15 protein-coding genes are annotated in these 20,629 nt (G+C 64.2%); 5 read left to right on the top strand and 10 right to left on the bottom strand.

Annotated features, from left to right (window positions below; genetic code table 11):
- Window positions 1-129: 129 nt before the first annotated feature.
- From CIT37_RS39905 to CIT37_RS39880, 6 genes are all read right to left on the bottom strand, one after another.
- Complete coding sequence (locus tag CIT37_RS39905; protein WP_038949383.1) at window positions 130-1,314, bottom strand: substrate-binding domain-containing protein; 1,185 nt, start codon at window positions 1,312-1,314, stop codon at window positions 130-132.
- 106 nt (window positions 1,315-1,420) lie between these two features.
- Complete coding sequence (locus CIT37_RS39900) at window positions 1,421-3,448, bottom strand: acyl CoA:acetate/3-ketoacid CoA transferase (RefSeq protein ID WP_095424943.1); 2,028 nt, start codon at window positions 3,446-3,448, stop codon at window positions 1,421-1,423.
- Window positions 3,449-3,556: 108 nt separating this feature from the next.
- Complete coding sequence (locus tag CIT37_RS39895; RefSeq protein WP_244611343.1) at window positions 3,557-4,867, bottom strand: MFS transporter; 1,311 nt, start codon at window positions 4,865-4,867, stop codon at window positions 3,557-3,559.
- A gap of 196 nt (window positions 4,868-5,063) precedes the next feature.
- Window positions 5,064-6,506: a sigma-54 interaction domain-containing protein gene (locus tag CIT37_RS39890; RefSeq protein WP_095424941.1), complete on the bottom strand. Its 1,443-nt coding sequence runs from the start codon at window positions 6,504-6,506 to the stop codon at window positions 5,064-5,066.
- A 256-nt stretch (window positions 6,507-6,762) separates the two neighbouring features.
- Window positions 6,763-8,499 carry a putative bifunctional diguanylate cyclase/phosphodiesterase gene (locus CIT37_RS39885; protein ID WP_028139587.1) on the bottom strand — a complete coding sequence of 579 codons (1,737 nt, stop codon included), beginning with the start codon at window positions 8,497-8,499 and terminating at the stop codon, window positions 6,763-6,765.
- A gap of 208 nt (window positions 8,500-8,707) precedes the next feature.
- Entirely contained in the window at window positions 8,708-9,673 is a 966-nt protein-coding gene (locus CIT37_RS39880; RefSeq protein ID WP_028139588.1) for a sensor histidine kinase, read from the bottom strand.
- A gap of 179 nt (window positions 9,674-9,852) precedes the next feature.
- Here CIT37_RS39880 and CIT37_RS39875 point away from each other — a divergent pair, with 179 nt between their 5' ends.
- Window positions 9,853-10,692: an SDR family NAD(P)-dependent oxidoreductase gene (locus CIT37_RS39875; RefSeq protein ID WP_028139589.1), complete on the top strand. Its 840-nt coding sequence runs from the start codon at window positions 9,853-9,855 to the stop codon at window positions 10,690-10,692.
- 260 nt (window positions 10,693-10,952) lie between these two features.
- Here CIT37_RS39875 and CIT37_RS39870 read toward each other — a convergent pair whose 3' ends face one another.
- Both CIT37_RS39870 and CIT37_RS39865 read right to left on the bottom strand, forming a co-directional pair.
- The gene (locus CIT37_RS39870) at window positions 10,953-12,329 is read right to left on the bottom strand and encodes a cytochrome P450 (protein WP_095424940.1); all 1,377 of its coding nucleotides are present in this window, start codon (window positions 12,327-12,329) and stop codon (window positions 10,953-10,955) included.
- 242 nt (window positions 12,330-12,571) lie between these two features.
- Entirely contained in the window at window positions 12,572-13,807 is a 1,236-nt protein-coding gene (locus CIT37_RS39865) for an LLM class flavin-dependent oxidoreductase (protein WP_028139591.1), read from the bottom strand.
- Window positions 13,808-14,269: 462 nt separating this feature from the next.
- On the opposite strand from CIT37_RS39865, the gene CIT37_RS39860 reads away from it, so the two are divergent.
- Both CIT37_RS39860 and CIT37_RS39855 read left to right on the top strand, forming a co-directional pair.
- A complete protein-coding gene (locus tag CIT37_RS39860) occupies window positions 14,270-15,676 on the top strand; it encodes an MFS transporter (protein ID WP_095424939.1) in 1,407 nt (468 codons plus the stop codon).
- A gap of 146 nt (window positions 15,677-15,822) precedes the next feature.
- A complete protein-coding gene (locus tag CIT37_RS39855) occupies window positions 15,823-17,016 on the top strand; it encodes an extracellular catalytic domain type 1 short-chain-length polyhydroxyalkanoate depolymerase (protein WP_095424961.1) in 1,194 nt (397 codons plus the stop codon).
- A gap of 208 nt (window positions 17,017-17,224) precedes the next feature.
- On the opposite strand, the gene CIT37_RS39850 is transcribed toward CIT37_RS39855, so the two are convergent.
- Window positions 17,225-17,527, bottom strand: a complete 303-nt coding sequence (locus CIT37_RS39850) for a hypothetical protein (RefSeq protein WP_244611342.1) — start codon at window positions 17,525-17,527, stop codon at window positions 17,225-17,227.
- A gap of 60 nt (window positions 17,528-17,587) precedes the next feature.
- Here CIT37_RS39850 and CIT37_RS39845 point away from each other — a divergent pair, with 60 nt between their 5' ends.
- A complete protein-coding gene (locus CIT37_RS39845; protein ID WP_244611341.1) occupies window positions 17,588-18,091 on the top strand; it encodes a winged helix-turn-helix transcriptional regulator in 504 nt (167 codons plus the stop codon).
- A 3-nt stretch (window positions 18,092-18,094) separates the two neighbouring features.
- On the opposite strand, the gene CIT37_RS39840 is transcribed toward CIT37_RS39845, so the two are convergent.
- Window positions 18,095-18,775, bottom strand: a complete 681-nt coding sequence (locus tag CIT37_RS39840) for an MBL fold metallo-hydrolase (protein WP_038949472.1) — start codon at window positions 18,773-18,775, stop codon at window positions 18,095-18,097.
- A gap of 184 nt (window positions 18,776-18,959) precedes the next feature.
- Between CIT37_RS39840 and CIT37_RS39835 the strand changes: the two genes are divergently transcribed.
- Window positions 18,960-20,558, top strand: a complete 1,599-nt coding sequence (locus CIT37_RS39835) for an alpha-amylase family glycosyl hydrolase (RefSeq protein ID WP_095424937.1) — start codon at window positions 18,960-18,962, stop codon at window positions 20,556-20,558.
- Window positions 20,559-20,629: the final 71 nt, after the last annotated feature.

Here is a 20,629-nt window from a genome sequence, read left to right as displayed (position 1 = left end):
CCTCCCCCGCTTGCGGGGGAGGGCTGGGGAGAGGGTGTCTCCGCAGGCGGGAACCCCCGAGAGGACAGAGCCCTCTCCCGGCCTCTCCCGCAAGCGGGAGAGGTGAAGAAGAGGGCAGCGCGGACAAACTCAGCGCTTGTTGCGAACGGGAACGTCCATGTCCTCGATCTTCAGCTCGCGCACCGGCTCGAGCACGGCCCAGGCGACGTTCGGATCGACCTTGACCTTGAAGGCGTACATGCTCTGCAGTGCCTGATGGTCTTCTTTCCGGAACACCATCTTGCCCTTCGGCGTGTCGAACTCCAGGCCTTCCATCGCCGTGATCAGCTTCTCGCTGTCGGTCGACTTCGCCTTGGTGACGGCGGCGACGACGGACATAGCGGCGGCAAAGCCGCCCGCGGTGAAGAAGTCCGGCGGCGCGTTGAAGCGCTTCTGGTGCTCGGCGACGAGCCAGTCGTTCACCGGGTTCTTCGGGATCTCGTAGAAATAATAGGTCGCGCCTTCCATGCCGGGCAGGCCCTTATAGGCGGCGAGCGCCGGCAGGATGTTGCCGCCGGTGGAGAGCTCGATGCCGTAGCGCTTCGGGTCCATGTCCTGCAGCTTGGCCAGCGGATTGCCGGCGCCGGCCCAGATCACCCAGATGACCTTGCGGCCCGGCTTGTCCTTCAGTGCGTCGAACAGGCGCTGGCCGACTGCGGTGAAGTCGGTGGTCGAGGTCGGGGCATATTCTTCGGCAGCGAGCGTCGCGCCGGTCTTGGCGAGTGCCTCCTTGAAGGCGGCGACGCCATCGCGGCCGAACGCATAATCCTGTGCCAGCGTTGCGACGGTGACGCCCTGCTTGCCGATCGCGACCGCATTCGAGATCGCGTCCTGCGAGGAGTTGCGCGCGGTGCGGAAGATGTAGCGATTCCACTTCTCGCCGGTAATCTGGTCCGCGACTGCGGGCTCGATGATCAGGATCTTCTTGTTCTCCTCGGCGACCGGGAGAATGGCGAGCGCCGCGGCCGACGAGGTCGTGCCGATCGCGATGTCCGCCTTGTCGTCCTGATAGGCTTCGGCGAGCGCGGCCTTCGAGAGATCCGGCTTGCCCTGGTCGTCCTTGGTGATGATGACGATCTTGCGACCGTCGAGGGTCATCGTGCCCTTGGTGGCGTATTCAAAGCCCATTTTCAGGCCGGTCTCGGTCTGCTTGGCGTAGGCCTCGAGCGGACCGGTCTTGCCGTAGATCAGCGCGACCTTGAGATCGTCGGCCTGTGCGGAGGTGCCCGCAGCGAGTGCGAGAATGGTTGTTGTTATGATGAGTGATCGACGCACGATGGTCCCTCCTGATTTAAAGTTTCTCGGTAACAGCGATTTGCACAACGCTACGAACATTGCAATTGAACCTTCCGGCCGAGCGCATCGGCCTTGCGAGCATGCATCATTTTTGGGCCCGCCGCGCATCGCCGGCTCCCTCGGCCCGACGCCGATCCGACTGCGCCTCATCAGCGCTTTCGAAAATGTGGGGCGCGACGCCGCGCCTCCCCAGGGCTTCGCCTAGCTTGATGCGCAGGAAGCCCGACGTGGTGTAGCGTGACACGCCGGAATAGAAGCGATCGACGAGGCTGCGCACCATCGCGGAATATTCGTCCATCAGCTCCGGCAGGATGGAAAAATTGTCATAATTGACGATGGCGTAGACCCGGCGGCCGAGCGGCGCCAAACGGCTCTCGACGATCTCGGCGATGGCGTCGATCTCGGCCTTGCTGCGCAGCGGATAGCGCTCCAGATTGACGAAGAACAGGTTCTGCTGCTCGTCCAGCGTGAAGCGCTGGTCGAGCGGGATGGTGAGCAGGCGCTCGCGCAATTCCATCAGTCCCTCGCGGAAGATGCGGTCGTCCATCAGTGCGGGCTCGCGCGGGATCAGCGGCTTGAAATCCATCAGGCGCAAAATGTCGCGCTCGATGTCGATGCCGGGTGCGACTTCGGTGAGCTCGAGTCCGTCCGGCCTGAGCTCGAACACGCAACGCTCGGTGACATAAAGCGTGCGCTGCTTGCGCGCGGCCGCGAACGGGCCGCTGAAGGTGACGTGCTCGACGCGGTCGACGAATTTGCGTGATTTCGCCTCGTCGACGATGACGAGCTTGCCGTCGTTCACGGCGATGCGCTGCTTGCCCGCGCCGAAGGTGCCGACGAAGATGACCTCCTTGGCGTTCTGGCTGATGTTGATGAAGCCACCGGCGCCTGCGAGCTTCGGCCCGAACTTGCTGACATTGAGGTTGCCGGCGCGATCGACCTGGGCGAGCCCGAGGAAGGCGGCGTCCAAGCCGCCGCCGTCGTAGAAGTCGAACTGATAAGGCTGGTCGATCACCGCCTGCGTGTTGATCGCGGCGCCGAAATCGATGCCGCTCGCGGGAATGCCGCCGATCACGCCCGGCTCCGCCGTCAGCGTGATGAGGTCGATGATTCGCTCCTCGTTGGCGACCGAGGCAATCCCCTCGGGCATGCCGATGCCGAGATTGACGACGCTGTTGGCCTTGAGCTCGAGGGCGGCGCGCCGGGCGATGATCTTGCGCTCGCTGACCGGCATCACCGGCAGCGATGCGGCGCGGACACGGATCTCGCTGGAGAAGGCCGGATTGTATTGCGTGCCAAAGGTCTGCCAATGGTTCTCGGGCCTTGCCACCACGACGCAGTCGACGAGGATGCCGGGAATCTTGACCTGGCGCGGATTGAGGCTGCGGGCCTCGGCGACGCGTTCGACCTGGGCGATGACGATGCCGCCGGAATTATGCGCTGCCATGGCGATGGCGAGCGCTTCCAGCGTCAGCGCCTCCTTCTCCATGGTGAGGTTGCCGTCGGGATCGCCTGTCGTGGCGCGGATGATGCCGACATTGATCGGGAAGGTCTTGTAGAGCAGGCACTCTTCGCCGCGTAGCGTGATCAGCTCCACCATGTCCTCGGTGGTACGCGCGTTCAGCTTGCCGCCGCCCTGCCGGGGGTCGACGAAGGTGCCCATGCCGACGCGGGTGACGTGGCCGGGCCGGTGCGCGGCGATGTCGCGGAACAGGTGTGTGATGACGCCCTGCGGCAAATTATAGGCCTCGATCTGACCCGCGATCGCGAGCTGCTGCAATTTTGGCGCAAGCCCCCAATGTCCGCCGATCACGCGCCGGACCAGGCCTTCATGCGCGAAATGGTTGAGGCCGCGATTCTTGCCGTCGCCCTGGCCCGCCGCATAGACCAGCGTCAGATTGCGCGGCTTGCCCTGCGTATAGGGGGCATCGCCCTCGTGGGAGAGATAGAGCTCCTCCAGCGCGATCGCGATCTCCTCGGCAAAGCCGATGCCGACGAAGCCGCCGGTCGCGACCGTGTCGCCGTCGCGGATCAGCATGACCGCTTCGGCCGCGGTGACGACCTTGCCCTTCTCGGAATTGCGCAGGTAAGGCAGAGCTGGGTGATGGCTCACGGCGTTCCTCCCGATCCCTTCGACCGTATGCCGTTGTTGCTTGATCCTATCGCGAGGAGCGACCCTGGAACAGGCCGCTCCTCGCGATGGACGAGGTGATCAGGACATTCAGCCCTGAACTATCTTGCGTGTTTCGGTGGCGAAATAGACCGACACGATGGTGATCAGCGCCAGCGCGATCATGTAGAGCGAGATCGGCCAGGTCGCCGGCGCATAGGCCGTCATCAATCCCGTCGCGATCAGCGGCGACAGTGCGCCGGCGAAGATCGAGGCCAGATTGTAGCCGAGCGAGACGCCGCTATAACGCACCTTGGTGCCGAACAGCTCCGACAGGAAGCTCGCCTGCGGGCCGTACATCGCGGCATGCCCGATCGCGAGGCCGAGCACGATCGCGATCCAGGCATATTGCGGGTTCCTGGTCGCCAGCAGCGTGAACAGCGGGAACGACATCAGCGCCGAGAACACCGCGCCGAAAATGTAGATCGGCCGCCGCCCGAGCCGGTCGGAGAGCGCACCGAAGGCCGGGATGGTGAAGGTCTCGATCGCCGCGCCGATCAGCACGCCGTTGAGCATGTCCTGCTTGTTCATGCCGAGCGACTGCGTGGCATAGGCGAGCACGAAGGTCGCGTAGATGTAGAAGAAGCCGTTCTCGGCGAAGCGCGCGCCCATCGCGAGCAGGATGTTCTTGGGATACATCCTGATCGCCTCGAGGATCGGCATCTTCACTTCCTGCTTGGTGTCCTTGATCTTCTGGAACTCGGGGGATTCCGCGATGGTGAAGCGGATCCACAGGCCGACCAGCACCAGCGCGATCGAGAACAGGAACGGGATGCGCCAGCCCCAGGCAAGCAGCTGGGCGTCGGTCAGCATCGCCGATACCACCGAGAACACCAGCGTGCCGAGCACGAGGCCGAGCGGCGCCCCTAACTGCGGCCAGCTGCCGTAAAAGCCCTTCTTGTCCGCGGGCGCGTGCTCGACCGCCATCAGCACCGCGCCGCCCCATTCGCCGCCGAGGCCAAAGCCCTGGATCAGGCGGCAGGTGACGAGCAGGACCGCGGCCCAGATGCCCGCGGTCTCGTAGGTCGGCAGGAATCCGATCGCGGCGGTCGCCACGCCCATGATCAGCAGCGTCAGATAGAGCATGGTCTTGCGGCCGATCTTGTCGCCGTAGTGCCCGAACACGACGCCGCCGAGCGGGCGCGCGATGAAGCCGAGCGCATAGGTCGCGAACGCCAGCAGCGTCCCCATCATGGGATCGAAGGTCGGAAAGAACAGCTTGTTGAAGATCAGCGCCGCGGCGGTGCCGTAGAGGAAGAAGTCGTACCACTCGATAGCCGTGCCGATCAGGCTCGCGGTGGCGACCGTGACGTGCGAGGGCTGTCTCGCCTGAAGCTGACGGACCGAGATCGCTTCACTCATCTTGCGTCCTCCCTGGTTGCAAATGCGCATGTGCAGCATGCGTCATTGTGCAAAGCGAAGAGCAAGGTCCGCGCCAGATGCGGAAGGTTTGCGCAAATTGGCTGAAATCACGGCAAATCTCGCCGTTGCTGGCGGAACCAGCGGCGCAGCGCCGTGTCCGGAATCCGAGACTCCGGACACGTTCGTGTCTCGAAACTCAGACGGAGGCCGACCCTGCGGCGAGGCCGAACTTGGCGAGCTTCTTGTAGAAGGTTGCGCGCGAGATTCGCAGCATTTTGGCGGCCTCGGAGATCTGGCCGTTGCTGGCGGCGAGCGCCCGTTCGAGCGTGTGCTTCTCGAACTCGGCCTCGGCTTCGGCATAGGGCACCACCGCTCCGGCCGGGCGCTCGGATGCTGCGGGCCTGACGTCGGTGCCGACGGGAAGAATGCGGGCGACATCTTCGCCGGTCAGCCGGCCGGAATCGCTCAGGATCAGCGCCCGCTCCAGGATGTTGCGGAGCTCGCGGACGTTGCCCGGCCAGTCATAGCGCGCCAGCGCGTAAAACGCGCTCGGCGTGATCTTTGCCTTGACGTAATCGCCGGAGGCGCTGATGTCCTCGAGCAGCCGGGCGCAGATGTCGGGGAGATCATCCAGGCATTGCCGCAGCGGCGGCAGGTCGATCGAGAGCACGTTCAGCCGGTAATAGAGATCGGGCCGGAACGCGCCGTCGCTGACGCGCTTGCGCAAATCGACATTGGTCGCGGCGACCACGCGCACGTCGACCCTGGAGATCTTGTCCGAGCCGAGCGGCTCGATCTCGCGCTCTTGCAGCACGCGCAACAGCTTGGCCTGCAATTGCAGCGGCATCTCGCCGATCTCGTCGAGGAACAGCGTACCGCCGTCGGCGATGCGGAATTTTCCTTCGCGTCCCCTGCGGTCGGCGCCGGTATAGGCGCCGGGCGCCGTGCCGAAGAACTCCGACTCGATCAGCGTGTCGGGAATCGCGGCGACATTGACGCTGACGAACGGCTTCTCCGCACGCGAGGAGGCATTGTGAATCGCCTGCGCCAGCATCTCCTTGCCCGTTCCGGTCTCGCCGGTGAGCAGCACGGTGACGCTCTGCCGCGCCGCGCGGCTTGCAAGCTGCTTGGCCTGCGCGATTCCAGGCGTGGTGCCGACATAGTCGGCGAAAGTGAAGCGCGCCGCGCGGGCGTTGGACAATTGCCGCCGCGCCAGCCGCAGATCGCTCTCGAGCTGGGCGACGCGGGCGAGCAGAGGTTTCAGGCTTTCGAGATGGTCGTAGAGCACGAAGCCGATCGCGCCGATCACCGTGCCGTTCTCGTCCTCGATCGGCATGCGCGTGACGACGAGCTGCTCTCCGCCGAGCTCCATGATGTCGAGCAGGATCGGCTCGCCGGTCTCGGCCACCTTGCGCATCAGGCTGTTGGGGATGACCTCCTCGATCGGCCGGCCGATTGCCTCACTGGTCCGTTTGAGACCGAGCGCCGCGAGATATTTTTCATTGACGTAGACGACGCGTCCGCCGCGGTCGATCGCGATCGCGCCCTCGCAGAGCTTCTCCAGCCGCTCGAACAGCGTTTCCATCGCGCGCGCACGGAGATAGGCGGGATCGCTGATCGAGGCGGAAGAGGCGGACATGACATATCCCGGGGGAAGTCTGCCTGTGTATTAGCAAAAGGGCAGCAATTTCAAAGGGGGAATTGGATTGTGCCCCATACTCCGCTGTCGTCCCGGACAAGCGAAGCGCCGATCCGGGACCCATAGCCACAGGGAGATGTGATAACGGGGGACTCGGAGTGACCGTCTTCGCGCCAAACCACACCCTGTGGTTATGGGCCCCGGGTTCGCTTCGCGCCCCGGGACGACAGCGGTATGTGTTGCAGCGCTCGCGCCCCTACCTTCGATACCCGCTCGCCCGCGAATAGCCCTGGCGGTTCTGCTGGTGCGGGCGGTTTGCCACGCTGGCGCGCGACTCGCTGGACACGGGCGTTGCCAGCTTCAACTCCTCCAAAAAGATCGGGCGCGAGAAATAATAGCCCTGCGCGTAGCGGATCTTGGTCGCGGCCTGCAGATAAGCGAGCTCCTCGTAGGATTCGAGGCCTTCGGCGATCACGGTCATGCCGAGCGCTTCGCTCAAGGATTCGATCGCGCGCAGGATGCCCTGGCTGCGCGGGCGCTTATGGATGTCGGTGATGAAGGAGCGGTCGATCTTGATCTCGTCGGCGGTGATGTCGGCCAGCGCCGAGAGCGAGGAATAGCCGGTGCCGAAATCGTCGATCGAGATGCCGACGCCGAGCTTGCGGAACATCGGCAGGATCTCGTCCTGGAAATGATTCTTGGCGACGAAGGCGTCTTCGGTCACCTCGATCATGAAGCGCTGCGGAAAGCCGGTGTCGTCGAGCGCCCGCGCGAAGCTGCGCATGAATTCGGGGTTGCCGGCCTGCTTGGCCGCGACGTTGATGCTGATGGTCGCTTCCGCGCCGAACGTCTCGTTGATCAGGTCGATCGATTTGACGATTTCGGCGAGCACGAGATGGGTCAATTCGTCGATCAGCCCGAGCTCGCTGGCAAGATTGATGAACGATCCCGGCGCCTGGATCACGCCTTCGTCGTCGCGCAAGCGCACCAGGGCCTCGATGCCCTTCACAGCCTGGGTGCGGATGTCGACCTTGGACTGGAAGGCGCAGCAGAAACGCTTTTCCAGGATGGCGAGCCGCAGCGACTGTTCGATCTTCATCCGCGCCAGCGCCTCGCGCTCCATGCTGGAATCGAAGAAGGCTGCCAATCCCTTGCCGTCGTTCTTGATGCGGTACATCGCGATGTCGGCATTCTGGCGCAGCGTCTCGAAGCTGCGGCCGTGATCGGGATAGAGGCTGATGCCGACCGAGGTGGAGGCGAAGAGTTCCGAATGGTCGATGAAGAACGGCGCCGTCAGCCGCTCCAGCGTCGACTGCATGAACTCGGCGACTTCCTCCTGGCTCTGGATCGGGGAGAGCAGCAGCAGGAATTCGTCGCCGGAGATGCGCGACAGCATGTCGGAATCGCGCAAGTCGCGCCCGAGCCGCTTCGACAGCTCGACCAGCAGCGCATCGCCGACGGCGTGGCCGTAATAGTCGTTGATGTGCTTGAAATTGTCGACGTCGAGGAAGGCCAGCGCGAAACGCTCGCCGCCGCCATTCTCCGCCAGCAGATTGTTGGCGTGATGTTCGATCACGCGCCGCGAGGGCAATCCCGTCAGCTCGTCGAAATAGGCCGAGCGGAACAGCTGATCCTCGAAATTCTTTTGCTCGGTAATGTCGGAGGACGCCGAGATCAGCAGCTCGCGTCCGGCGAGGCGAACGGGACGATGGGTCGTGAGCAGCACCTGGCGCGCAGCGCCGCCGTGAAGCGCCTCCTCGGTGACGACAGCCTGGCCGGCGCTCAGCGCCTGGCGGCAGGCTTCGCGGCGCGGCGCAAGATCGGGTGAGGGACGGCTGCCATCCATGCCGAGCTGCGCGGCCGCGGCATCGTTAACCAGCAGAAGCTCGCCATGCGCATCCTGCACGGTCAGGCCGGCCGGCAGCATTCTAACGATTTCCTTGAGAAAACCGAGCTCGGCTTCAGTCGCGCCGGAATATTGGTTGTCGTTCATAGAAGTCATGAATCTTGTTGTTTCAGCGCGCCTGCAATGCACGCAATCATGCGCAGTTCCCTCTTAAGTTTGGTTAAGGGGTACGGAGAAATACGGGGGTGTTTTGCGACGTTGCGACGCGCGCCGACGATCGTCATTAACAGAGGGTCAACGGCCCGTGCGAAACTGCGGGCGGGTGCGCGGGCCGGCTTTCGCCTGACGCGCGATGCTATTCGCTTCGGGGGATGCGGCACTGCATGATGCAATGCAGCCCGGTCTTCAAGTAAGAGATCTCGGTCCTGCCATCGAAGGACGACAGTGCCGATTTCAACAGCTTGGTGCCGAAGCCGGGCTCGGACACCTTGTCCACGCTCGGACCCTCTGTCTCGTCCCAGGTGATGATCAGGCGGTCATCGCTGACGGTCCATGACACCTGCAGCAGACCGCGCGGCGCGGAGAACGCGCCGTACTTGCCCGCATTGGTGGCCAGCTCGTGAAACATCAATGAGAGCGTGACCGCGAGCTTCGGCGGCAGGAACAGGCGGTCGCCATTGAGGGTGAAGCGGACATGGCCGTAGGGGCCGAGCTCCGAGATCAGGAGGTCGCGGATGTCACAGCCCGCCTTGTCGATCCGCGAGATCAGATCGTCGGTCGCGGCCAGCGAGCGCAACCGAGGATCGACCCGGGCCCAGACCTGCGGGTGGTCGTGCAGCACCTGGTGCAGCACGGCGTGCACCGTCGACAGCTTGTTCTTCAGCCGGTGCTGGAGCTCGTCGACCAGCAGCTTGCGATAATCTTCTTCCTCGATCAGGCGCTTGGAGATCCGGCGCTGCTCCGCCAGCATGGTGCGATAGTGCTCGACGCCCCAGATGGTGAGCGCACAGACCGCCCAATAGAGTGCCAGCAGGGCAAATCGCGCCCGATCGGCAAAGGCATCGCCGAAATTCACCACGACGCCGAGCATGCCGCCGACCAGCGCTGTCACGATTCCGATCCGGAAGCCCCCGAACGCGGCGGCGAAGAACACGGCCGGGAAGTAGGGAGTGAAGTAGACGTCGGGCCGCACATGCGCGAGGGCCCAGCGCGTCAGCGTGGCAATCAGCAGGCAGGCCACCGCAAACGCAATGCTCAGACCGAGCGATGGCGGCGCCGCACCCTGCCAACCCCTACGGAATTCGTCGATCAACTTCCCCATGCGCAGCCCAGTTGCGATATGCGTTCGAAAATCGAGCGACCTGTGAAGATGTTACGCATCCCGTCCGCACAAGCATAGCTTGCCTTGTCGGAGGCAGGCAGGGATAGTGGCGTCCGCGGCGATGGCAGCGGCCGATGTTCGCCATTTGGCGTCAAATCGTTCGAAAACAGGAACATTCCATGGGCAGGCTGGACGGCAAGGTTGCGGTGATTACGGGGGCGACGAGCGGGATCGGATTGCGCACTGCGGAAGTCTTCGTTGCCGAAGGTGCCAAAATTGTGATCGCGGGGCGGCGTCTACCGGAGGGCGAAGCCCTGGCCAAGCAGCTCGGCGCCAACTGCATCTTCCGCCAGACCGACGTGACGCTCGAAGACCAGATGCAGGCGCTGATCGCGCTCGCCGTGGACAAGTTCGGCCGGATCGACTGCCTGTTCAACAATGCCGGCGGCCCGGCGCAGACCGGCGGCATCGAAGGCCTCGAGGTCGAGCGCTTCGATGCGGCGATGGCGACGCTGGTGCGCAGTGTCATGCTCGGCATGAAGCACGCCGCGCCCCACATGAAGAGGCAGGGGAGCGGCAGCATCATCAACAATGGCAGCATCGCCGGCCGCCTCGCCGGGTTCTCGTCCTCGATGGTCTATAGCGCGGCCAAGGCGGCGGTGATCCATCTCACCAAATGCGTGGCGATGGAGCTCGGCGAGTCCAACGTGCGCGTCAACGCGATCTCGCCGGGCGCGATCGCGACCGGCATTTTCGGCAAGGCGCTCGGACTCTCGACCGATGCTGCGGAGAAGACGCCGGCGGTGATGCGCGAGGTCTACAAGACCGCCCAGCCGATCCCGCGCGCGGGCCTTCCCGATGACATCGCCCAGGCCGCGGTGTTCCTGGCCAGCGACGAATCCAGCTTCATCAACGGGCACGATCTCGTCGTCGACGGCGCCATGACCGGCGGCCGCAACTGGAGCCAGCAGCAGCAGGGCTATGTGGCCTTGCGCAAGGCGTTCGATCAGGGGGCGTAGTCGCTCCGGGCGACGGTGCCGTAGGGTGGGCAAAGCGAAGCGTGCCCACGAATTCTTCATCGCGACGAACCGTGGGCACGGCGCTCCGCGCCTTTGCCCACCCTACGAGATCTCGTGCCCCGGACGCAGCGCAGCGTCCCCGGCGATGCGAAGCATCGTCCGGTGCGGTGCGCTGCAGAGCCGGGGCCCATGTCTCCACCGACTCGATCGCAGCATTCCGGGTCCCGGCTCGCGCTTCGCGCGTCCGGGACACGAGAAAATCAGACCGCCTTCACCCGCACTCTTAGCCCGTCCCGCGGCTTCGGGATCGGCCACATCTGCCAGTCCGGCTTGTAGCCGGGCTCCAGCGATACCTCGATGTTCTGCAAGAAGTGCCGCGCGAAGCATTTTGCCTGCATGTAGGCGAAGTGCAGGCCGAGGCACATATGCGCGCCGCCGCCGAACGGGACCCAGGCGAAGCGGTGGCGATTGCGCTGCGCTTCCTCGGTGAAGCGCAAGGGATCGAAACGATCCGGCTCCGGCCAGATATCCTTCATGTGATGGGTATAGAGCGGATTGACGCCGACCGCGGTGCCGGCGGGAATCGTAAAACCCTTGAAAGTGAAATTGCGCATGGCGCGGCGCGGCATCGAAGGCACCGGCGGCTTGATCCGCAGCGCTTCCTTGAACGCCATCTCGGACAGCGGCATCTTTTCGAGATCGTCGAAGCTGCTCGGCGCGCCCGGCGCGAGCCCGAGCGCGAGGACTTCCGCGCGCAGCCTGTCCTGCCAGTCCGGATTGGCAGCGAGTTCGCCGATGAAGGAGGTCAGCGACGAAGTCAGCGTGTCGTGCGCCGCCATCATCAGGAAGCTCATATGGTCGATGATGTCCTGCTCGGAGAGTAGCGCGCCGTCCTCATGGGTGGCGCGGCACAGCTGCGAGAACAGATCATCGCCGCCATGATTGCCGCGGCGAAGCGGGATCTGTTCGCGGAAATAGGCGACGATGCGTTTGCGCCCCCTGACGCCGGCGGCCATCTGGGTGCCGGGCAGGGGACGGCGGATCGGGGCGACCGCGGCGGCGACCATGTCGACGAAGGCGCGGTTGATCTCGTCGACCTCCGGCCCGATATCGGCGCCGAGGAAGGACGCCGCAGCGAGATCCAGCGTGAGCTGCTTCATCGCGGGGTAGAGCTGCATCTCGCCGGGCTTGGCCTTCCACTGCGCGACCCGCGCGGAGATGCCGCGGTCGAGATCGGCCAGGTAGGATTTCATCGGCCCGGACTTGAACGCGACCGACAGCGCCTTGCGGTGCAGCCGGTGCTCGTCGAAATCGAGCAGCATCAATCCGCGCGGAAACAACAGGCCGAGCACCTTGTTCCAGCCGTGGGTCGAGGAGAACAGCTTTTGCTGGTCGAACATCACCAGCTCGTTGGCCTCGGGCCCGAGCAGCACGACATTGGTCTCGCCGAACACATGGGTGCGGTAGACCGGGCCATATTTGGCGCCGTTCGCCTCGATGTGGCCCTTGGGATCGGCCAGCACCTGGAAGGTCTTGCCGATGATCGGCCATCCCTCGTCGCCGGGAATGTGCGTCAGGGCGTTGCGCTTGGGCGCGGTGTAGTCGGGCGCCGTTGCGGCCACATTCTGCATCGACATGACGATTGCTCCGGTTGGCAGGCTCCGCGAACATAGCACGATCTGGCCGCGATGATGCGACGCTTGGTGGTGCAATTTACCTCGGATGTCGTCCCCGCGTAGGCGGGGACCCATAGCCACAGGGAGTGTGCGAGATAGTGGTTAGCAATCTTCGCCAAACCCTATGCTGTGGTTATGGGTCCCGGATCTGCGCGCGCTTTGGGCGCGCTTGTCCGGGACGACGAGTAGAGAGAGCTGGCATCCTACCGCTTCGCCGCTTCCTTCTGCAGATCCGGGGCGTTGACGGCGGGGATGGCGACGCGGCCGGGGCCGGTCACCTTCAGCGCCTCGGCGGCCTTCTCGTTCTCCATGATCTTGGCCATCACGGCCTGGCCTGCACGCTCGAAGATGGCGCGGTTCTCGATCACGAATTTTTGCGACCTGCGCAGGCCGTCGATATAGCCGTTGATCTCGGGCACGACGTAGCGCGCAACCATATCCCAGCTGCGGCGCGTCGCCTCCGGATTGGCCCAGTCGTGCACGAAGCCGATGATGGCGCCGACGCCGCCGGAGACCTGCATCACGTTCTTGATGGTTTTGACGAGATCGTCGGGCGTGCCGATGGTGGACGCCGCGCCCTCGACGAAGGCGGTCTTGTCCACGGCTTCATCCGGCGAGGAGAACGCGGTCAGGCCCGGCCGCTGCAGCGTGCCGACATTATATTCGTTGTGCCAGCGCATCAGCCCGGCGCCGGCTTCCTTGCGCGCCTGCTCGCGGGACTCGGCGATGTGGAAGGTCAAGAGCACGCGCCAGTCGGCGCGGTTCACCTTGGTGCCGTGCTTCTTCGCAGCGTCCTCGGCGAACTGCCATTGCTGCTGTAGCGACATCAGGCCCTGTGTCGTCATCGAGCCCAGCGAGATGATGCCGCAGCCGTATTTGCCGGCGAGCGTCATGCCGGAGGGCGAGATCTGCGAGGCCACGACGAACGGCATCTCTTCCTGCAGCGGCAGGATCTGCAGCGCGGCATCGTTCATGGTGAACCAGTCGCTCTTGGCCGTGACGCGCTCACCGTTGAAGAGCCGGCGGATGACGCCGATGGCCTCGTCTTGCCGGTCGCGCTGCGTCATCGGGTCGATGCCGAGCGTGTGTGCGTCGGAGGCGAGCGCGCCGGGGCCGGAGCCGAAGATGGCGCGGCCGCCGGTCATGTGGTCGAGCTGCACCATGCGCTGGGCGACGTTGTAGGGATGGTGATAGGGCAGCGACACCACGCCGGTGCCGAGCTTGATCCGCTTGGTGCGCTCGCCGGCCGCAGCCAGGAACATCTCGGGCGAGGCGATCATCTCCCAGCCCGAGGAATGATGCTCGCCGCACCAGAACTCGTCGTAGCCGAGCGCATCGAGCTGCTCGACCAGCTCGAGATCGCGCCGGAACTGGAGCATCGGATGCTCCCCGATCGGGTGATGCGGGGCAAGGAAGGCTCCGAACTTCAGGCGCGCCATGGCGTTCTCTCCGGCTTTGATTTTCTGTTTGTTGAGGCCGTGAGGCTACGTGCCTGATGGCACGAACGCAATCGCGCGGTGTCCCGCGCGGCGGAATGCAGGCATGCGGCGAAGTTGCCTCTTCTCCCTCTCCCCGCTTGCGGCAGGGCTATGCATTTGAGGCAACCTCCGCCGCGGCACATCCTTCGAGACGCCCGCCGTTGGCGGGCCCTCAGGATGAAGGCGGAGTACGCCGGTGCAGTTTCAAAGCACACCGACGCAGTTCAGCCTCATGCTGAGGGGACCGCGAAGCGGTCGTCTCGAAGGACGAGGCGCTTGCTCCGATGTCGCCGCGAAGCATGTGCGAGTGCCCTGCCGCAAGCGGGGAGAGGCGAAGAGCGCACGAATCTGACCTACGAGGTAATCGCGCCACCGCCCACGAACTGAAATCATCAGGCAACGATAGTTCCGGGTCATGCGCCGATGCATCAGATCGTCACACAACAAGTCGATTCGACCCGCCGCTGGTGGGTGCTGGCCATCGTCGTGGCCGCCCAATTCATGTTCGGCGTCGATGCCTTCATCCTTAACGTCGCAATTCCGACCATTGCGGTCGAGCTGAAGGCATCGCCCGCGCAGATCGAAGCGGTCATCGCGATCTATCTGATCGCTTATGCCACGCTTGTCGTCACCGGCGGCCGGCTCGGCGATATCCACGGCACCAAGACTGTCTTTTTGGCCGGCCTGCTCGGCTTCACGGCGACCTCGCTGTGGTGCGGGCTCGCGCTCTCAGGGGTGGAGCTGATCATCGCTCGCCTGGCGCAGGGCGCGACCGCGGCGCTGATGGTGCCCCAGGTGCTGGCGACGCTGCATCTCCTCTTCACCGACGAGACGCGCAGCCGCGCATTCGCCATCTACGGGATCGTGCTGGGGCTGGCGGGTGCCGCGGGCTTCCTGCTCGGCGGCCTGCTGGTCACGATCGACCTTGCCGGCACCGGCTGGCGTTCGGTGTTCTTCGTCAACGTGCCCTGCGGCCTCGTCATTGCAGGTGCCGCCTGGCGCATCATGCCATCGGTGCCGCGGCGATCAGGGACGAGGCTCGACATCAAGGGCAGCTCGGTCCTGTTCGCGGGGCTGCTGTGCCTGATCGGCCCGCTGCTTTTTGGTCACGATGCAGGCTGGGCACCCTGGCTGTGGGCCGTGATGGCGGTCGGCGGCGTCGTCCTCATAGCGTTCCTGAAGCTCGAGCAGGCAGTCGCTGGTGCCGGCGGCATGCCGTTGATCGACCTCACGCTGCTGGCGGACGCCGCTTTCCTGCGCGGGCTTGGCGCCGCCTTCTTTTTCTTCCTGGCCAATCTTTCCTTCTATCTGGTCATGACGCTGTTCATGCAGCGCGGCCTGAAAATCCCGCCGCTGTCAGCCGGCATGGCCTTCATCCCGCTTGCGCTTGCCTTCGTCGTGGCCTCGCGCCACAGCGGCGCGCGGGCGCGTCATCGCGGCACCAAGGTGTTGATCGAAGGCTGTGCGCTGCAGATCGCAGGCCTCGCCGCGCTCGCGCTTGTTGCAGCCTGTATCGATGCGCCATCGCCGCTTCTGCTCGCGTTCGTCATGATCATCTTCGGCTACGGTCAGGGATTGGTGATGGCGCCGCTCTCCGGCGCGGTGCTCTCGACCGTCAAGCCTGTCGCCGCAGGCTCGGCGTCGGGCATCTACGGCACGACGGCGCAGATCGGAAATGCGGCCGGAGTGGCCGCAATCGGCGCGGTGTTCTTCGCGGTCGATACCTTGCAATCAGCGCGCGCAGGATTTCTGGTCTCGCTTGCGCTGTTTGTGACATTAATCATGATCTGTGCCGCATTTCTGTCGTGGATGCGTCGCGCATCTGCGTGAAGTCGAGGCATTGCGGTTAATTCGTGCGGATTTCGGCGGAATTCCCCGTGATTTTCGTGGATTGACAGCGCACGGTCTTTTTATTTTGCAATGCAGCAACTATCTGGTTTGGCTAAGCGTTGAAAGCCGCCCACCAGGAAGTTGCCGTGTCGTTAGCCAAAAATGTTGATCTGTTGAGACGTCTGCCGAGGCTGGACGGTCTGCGCTTTGCCGAGCTCGGCCGGAGCGCGGATGCGTCCAGTCCATTGCAAGAGGTCACCGGCTTCGGCGACAACCCGGGGGCCTTGCGCATGTTCGCGTTCGTGCCGGCGCAGTTGCAGAAGCCGCGCGCGCTGGTCGTCGTGCTGCATGGCTGCGGGCAGACGGCGGCGGGCTACGATCTCGGCGCGGGCTGGTCGACGCTCGCGAAGCACTATGGCTTCGCGCTGCTTATGCCCGAGCAGCAGCGGATCAACAACGGCAACACCTGCTTCAACTGGTTCAATCCGGAAGATACGGCGCGGGACAGCGGCGAGGCGCATTCGATCCGCGAGATGATCGCGCATATGGCGGAGGCGCATCGCATCGATCCCAAGCGCATCTTCATCACCGGCTTGTCCGCCGGCGGCGGCATGACGTCGGTGATGCTCGCGACCTATCCGGAAGTCTTCGCGGCGGGTGCGGTCATTGCCGGACTGCCCTATGGCATCGCCTCGAATTTGCGCGAGGCACTGGACGGCATGTTTCATTCCCCGGTGCGTCCCGCGCGCGAGCTCGGCGATCTTGTGCGCAATGCCTCGGATTATCGCGGCCCCTGGCCGAAGGTCTCGGTGTGGCACGGCAGCGCCGACCGCACCGTCAATCCCGGCAATGCCAACGAGATCGTCAAACAGTGGCTCGATCTGCACGATCTGCCGGAAGCGCCGATGGCGGAGACCAATGTCGACGGCTATCCGCGCCAGGCCTGGTGGGGCAAGGACGGCGAGACGCTGGTCGAGTCCTACGCCATCACCGACATGGCGCACGGCACGCCGCTTGGGCTGGCCGACAACGACCAGCGCTATGGCGTCGAAGGCGCATTCCTGATCGAGGCCGGCATTTCCTCGTCCTATCACATCGCAAAGTTCTTCGGCCTGACCGGCTGGATTGCAGACGCTGCAAAGGCGGAGGCCAAGCCTACAAGCAAGTCTACAAGCAGGCCTGCAGCGCAGCCGGCACTGACGCCCGCGCCGCATCTCGCCCGCTCGATCCGCGCAGCGGTCGCCGAACAGCCGGCCGAGCCGACGCGCGAGGAGGCTCGCAGCTTCGATCTCGGCCAGATCATCACGCGCGCACTGACCGCCGCAGGATTGATGAAGTAGCCCCAAACTCCGCCGTCGTCCGGACAAGCGCGCCCCAAGCGCGCGCCGATCCGGGACCCATTGCCACAGGGCAAAGTGAGGCGCGAAGGGCCAACTCCGAGTCCCCGCAAAACACGGCTTCCTGTGGTTATGGGTCCCGGATCTGCGCTTCGCTTGTCCGGGACGACAGCGAGGTTTGTAGCGATGTCGTCGTGTCAGTCCGCGGAAACTACGCCGTCTGACCGATCCACTCGATCGGCGTCACCGTCACCTCGCCGCCGGCGACCTTCCGCGTCATCTCCTGATAGGCTTTGAAGAAGTCGCGCGATTGCAGCGCTTTTTGCGCGGCATCGTCAGCGACGCTGGCGAGATGGAAATAGCTGCCATCGTCGAGGTTTTTCAAGACGCGATAGCCGATCCGGCCCGTCAGCTCCGGATCGCCGTCGATCGCCTTGATGAAGCGGCCGACCTCCTGGTGCCAGGCGTCCGTCGCACCGTTCCTGAATTCATATCTGATCATGAAGTGCTTCATGTGACGCTCCCTGTTCGTCGTGTGCGTCATCATCTGCGGCTTGCTAGCGATCCTGCAAGTATGGACAAAATTGATAGTATGGACTTTTTCGACGTTGCTCCTATCCTCTTTGCCATAGCGTTTCGAGCGAAGTGGATGCCGGTTCGCGTGAAGAAAACGCGTCAAAACAAGAATCTAACGCGTGGAGGAGACGACATGGCGAAGGCGAACCCGGCGCGCATCTGTCCGGTCGCGGCCTTTCAGAAGATGATCAGCGGCAAGTACAAGCTGCGCATCGTCTGGGACCTCAAGGACGGCCCGCGCCGCTATGGCGAGATCCGCAGCGGTTTATTGCGCGGCACGGAAGGCAGCGCCGAGATCGCCCCGCGCGTGCTCAGCCGTGAATTGAAGGCCCTGACACAAAGCGGCCTGATCGACCGCAAGGATTTCGGCGAAGTGCCGCCGAAGGTCGAATATCGCTTGACCCGCAAGGGCAATAGCTTCGTGCCGGTCGTCGCGGCGATCCGCGACTGGGGCGATCGTCACCTCACTGAGACCGCCACGCTTGTGGACGCGGCGGAATAAACCTCACATCGCGCCGGTGATGAACGGATTGGTCATCCGCTCCTGGCCGATGCTTGAGCCGGCGCCGTGACCGCAGATGAAGCCGACGTCGTCGCCGAGCGGCAATAGCTTGGTCAGAATCGAGTTGATCAGCGTGGCGTGACTGCCGCCCGGCAAATCGGTGCGTCCGACCGAGCCGGCGAACAGGACATCGCCGACATGGGCGAAGCGCAGCTCCTTGTTGAAGAACACCACGCTGCCGGGCGAGTGGCCGGGGCAGTGGAAAATATCGAATTGCAAGCTGCCGATCGACACGGTGTCGCCTTCGGCGAGCCAACGGTCCGGCGCGAAATTGCGCACGCCGGTCATGCCGAAGCGTGCGCCGCTCTCGACCACATTGTCGAGCAGGAACTTGTCCGCTTCATGCGGGCCTTCGATCGGCACCTTCAGTGCATCGCGCAGATCGGCCGCGCCGCCGACATGATCGATATGGCCGTGGGTCAGCCAGATCTTCTCCACGGTGACGCCGGTCTGCTTGATCGCGTCCAGGATCTTGGGCACGTCCCCGCCGGGGTCGATCACCACCGCCTTCTTGGAGGGCTCGTCCCAGATGATGGTGCAGTTCTGCTCGAACAGCGTCACGGGAACGATGATCGCGCCGGCCTTGGATTGCGAAGAGTCTTGGGTGTCATTTTGCTCGGTCATGGCGCCACAATGCCGATTTTTGCCATGCCGCCAAGCAAAAGATTCGGCCAAGGATCTGGAATGGAGCCTGGAACAATCACGCCCGCCGTCACACGGCCGTCCCAATTGGCTCGCCAATTTGAACCGGGGCGCTGCTGTCGCGTTCTTCCGCCCGAGGCGCAGATTTATGGATGGGTTCTCCAGCATGGCTCAGAGCGATAGCAACTGGTGGCGCGACGGCATCTTCTATCAGGTCTACCCGCGCTCCTTTCAGGACTCAGATGGTGACGGCGTCGGCGATCTCGCCGGCATTTTGCAGCGGTTGCCTTACGTCAAATCGCTCGGCGTCGATGCGATCTGGCTGTCGCCGATCTTTCCCTCGCCGATGGAGGATTTCGGCTACGACATCTCCGACTATACCGGCATCGAGCCGCTGTTCGGCACGATGGCCGATTTCGATGCGCTGATCACGGCCGCCCACGACAACGGCCTGAAACTGATCCTCGACCTCGTGCCGAACCACACCTCCGATCAGCATGCCTGGTTCGTCGAGAGCCGCGCCTCGCGCGACAATCCCAAGCGAGACTGGTACATCTGGCGCGATCCGGCACCCGACGGCGGGGTGCCGAACAACTGGCTGTCCGAGTTCGGCGGCAGCGCGTGGCAGTTCGATGAGACCACGGGGCAATATTACTACCATGCCTTTCTCGCCCAGCAGCCGGACCTGAACTGGCGCAATCCGGACGTCCGTGCCGCGATCTACGACGTGATGCGGTTCTGGCTCGACAAGGGCGTCGACGGCTTTCGCGTCGACGTGATCTGGCACCTGATCAAGGATGCCGAATTCCGCGACAACCCGCCCAATCCGCATTACGTCGAGGGCCGGCCGCCGAACGAAAGGATCATGACGCAATACTCCACCGACCAGCCGGAGGTGCATGACGTGATCGCCGAGATGCGACGCGTCACCGATGAATTCGAAGCCCGCGTGCTGATCGGCGAGATCTATCTGCCGCTGCACCGTCTCATGGCCTATTACGGCAACGACCTCACCGGCGCGCAGATGCCGTTCAATTTCGCGCTGCTCTTGACCTTCTGGAGCGCGCGCTCGATCGAGACAATCATCGAGGATTACGAGAAGGCGCTGCCGCGCGGCGCCTGGCCGAACTGGGTGCTCGGCAATCACGATCGCCCGCGCGTCGCAAGCCGCGTGGGTCCCGAGCAGGCCCGTGTCGCCGCCATGCTGCTGCTGACGCTGCGCGGCACGCCGACGCTCTATTACGGCGACGAGATCGGCATGCATCAAGTGGCGATTGCGCCGGAGGACGTGCGCGACCCCTTCGAAAAGAACGTGCCCGGCATCGGTGTCGGCCGCGACGGCTGCCGCACGCCGATGCAGTGGGATGCGACCGAATTCGCCGGCTTCTCGGCGGCGCGGCCGTGGCTGCCGCTGCCGGCGCACTATGTGCGCGACAATGTCGTCAATCTCGAAGCCGATGCGCGCTCGATCCTCAGCCTCTACAGACGCCTGATCACCCTGCGGAAGAGCAGTCGGCCGCTGGTCGCCGGCGATTATCATCCGATCGCGGCGCAAGGCGATCTCCTGATCTATCGCCGCGAGGCCGAGGGGCAGGCGGTGATCGTGGCGCTCAATCTCGGCCCCGATCCGGTCGCGGTGACCACCAGCGCGATCCGTTTCGGCAGCAGCATACTGCTGTCAACGTTTTTGGATCGCGAGGACGAGCGGATCGAAGGCGTGCTGGATCTGCGCGGCAATGAGGGCGTGGTGGTGGCCCCGCCGTGAGATGTCGTCCCGGACAAGCGCAGCGAAGCGGAGCGCAGATCCGGGATCCATAACCACAGGGAGTGGTTTGG

This window comes from Bradyrhizobium ottawaense (assembly GCF_002278135.3).
Taxonomy (GTDB): Bacteria; Pseudomonadota; Alphaproteobacteria; order Rhizobiales; family Xanthobacteraceae; genus Bradyrhizobium; species Bradyrhizobium ottawaense.
Note: the sequence above shows the minus strand (reverse complement) of the source record. Positions and strands in the feature narration are given on the sequence as shown.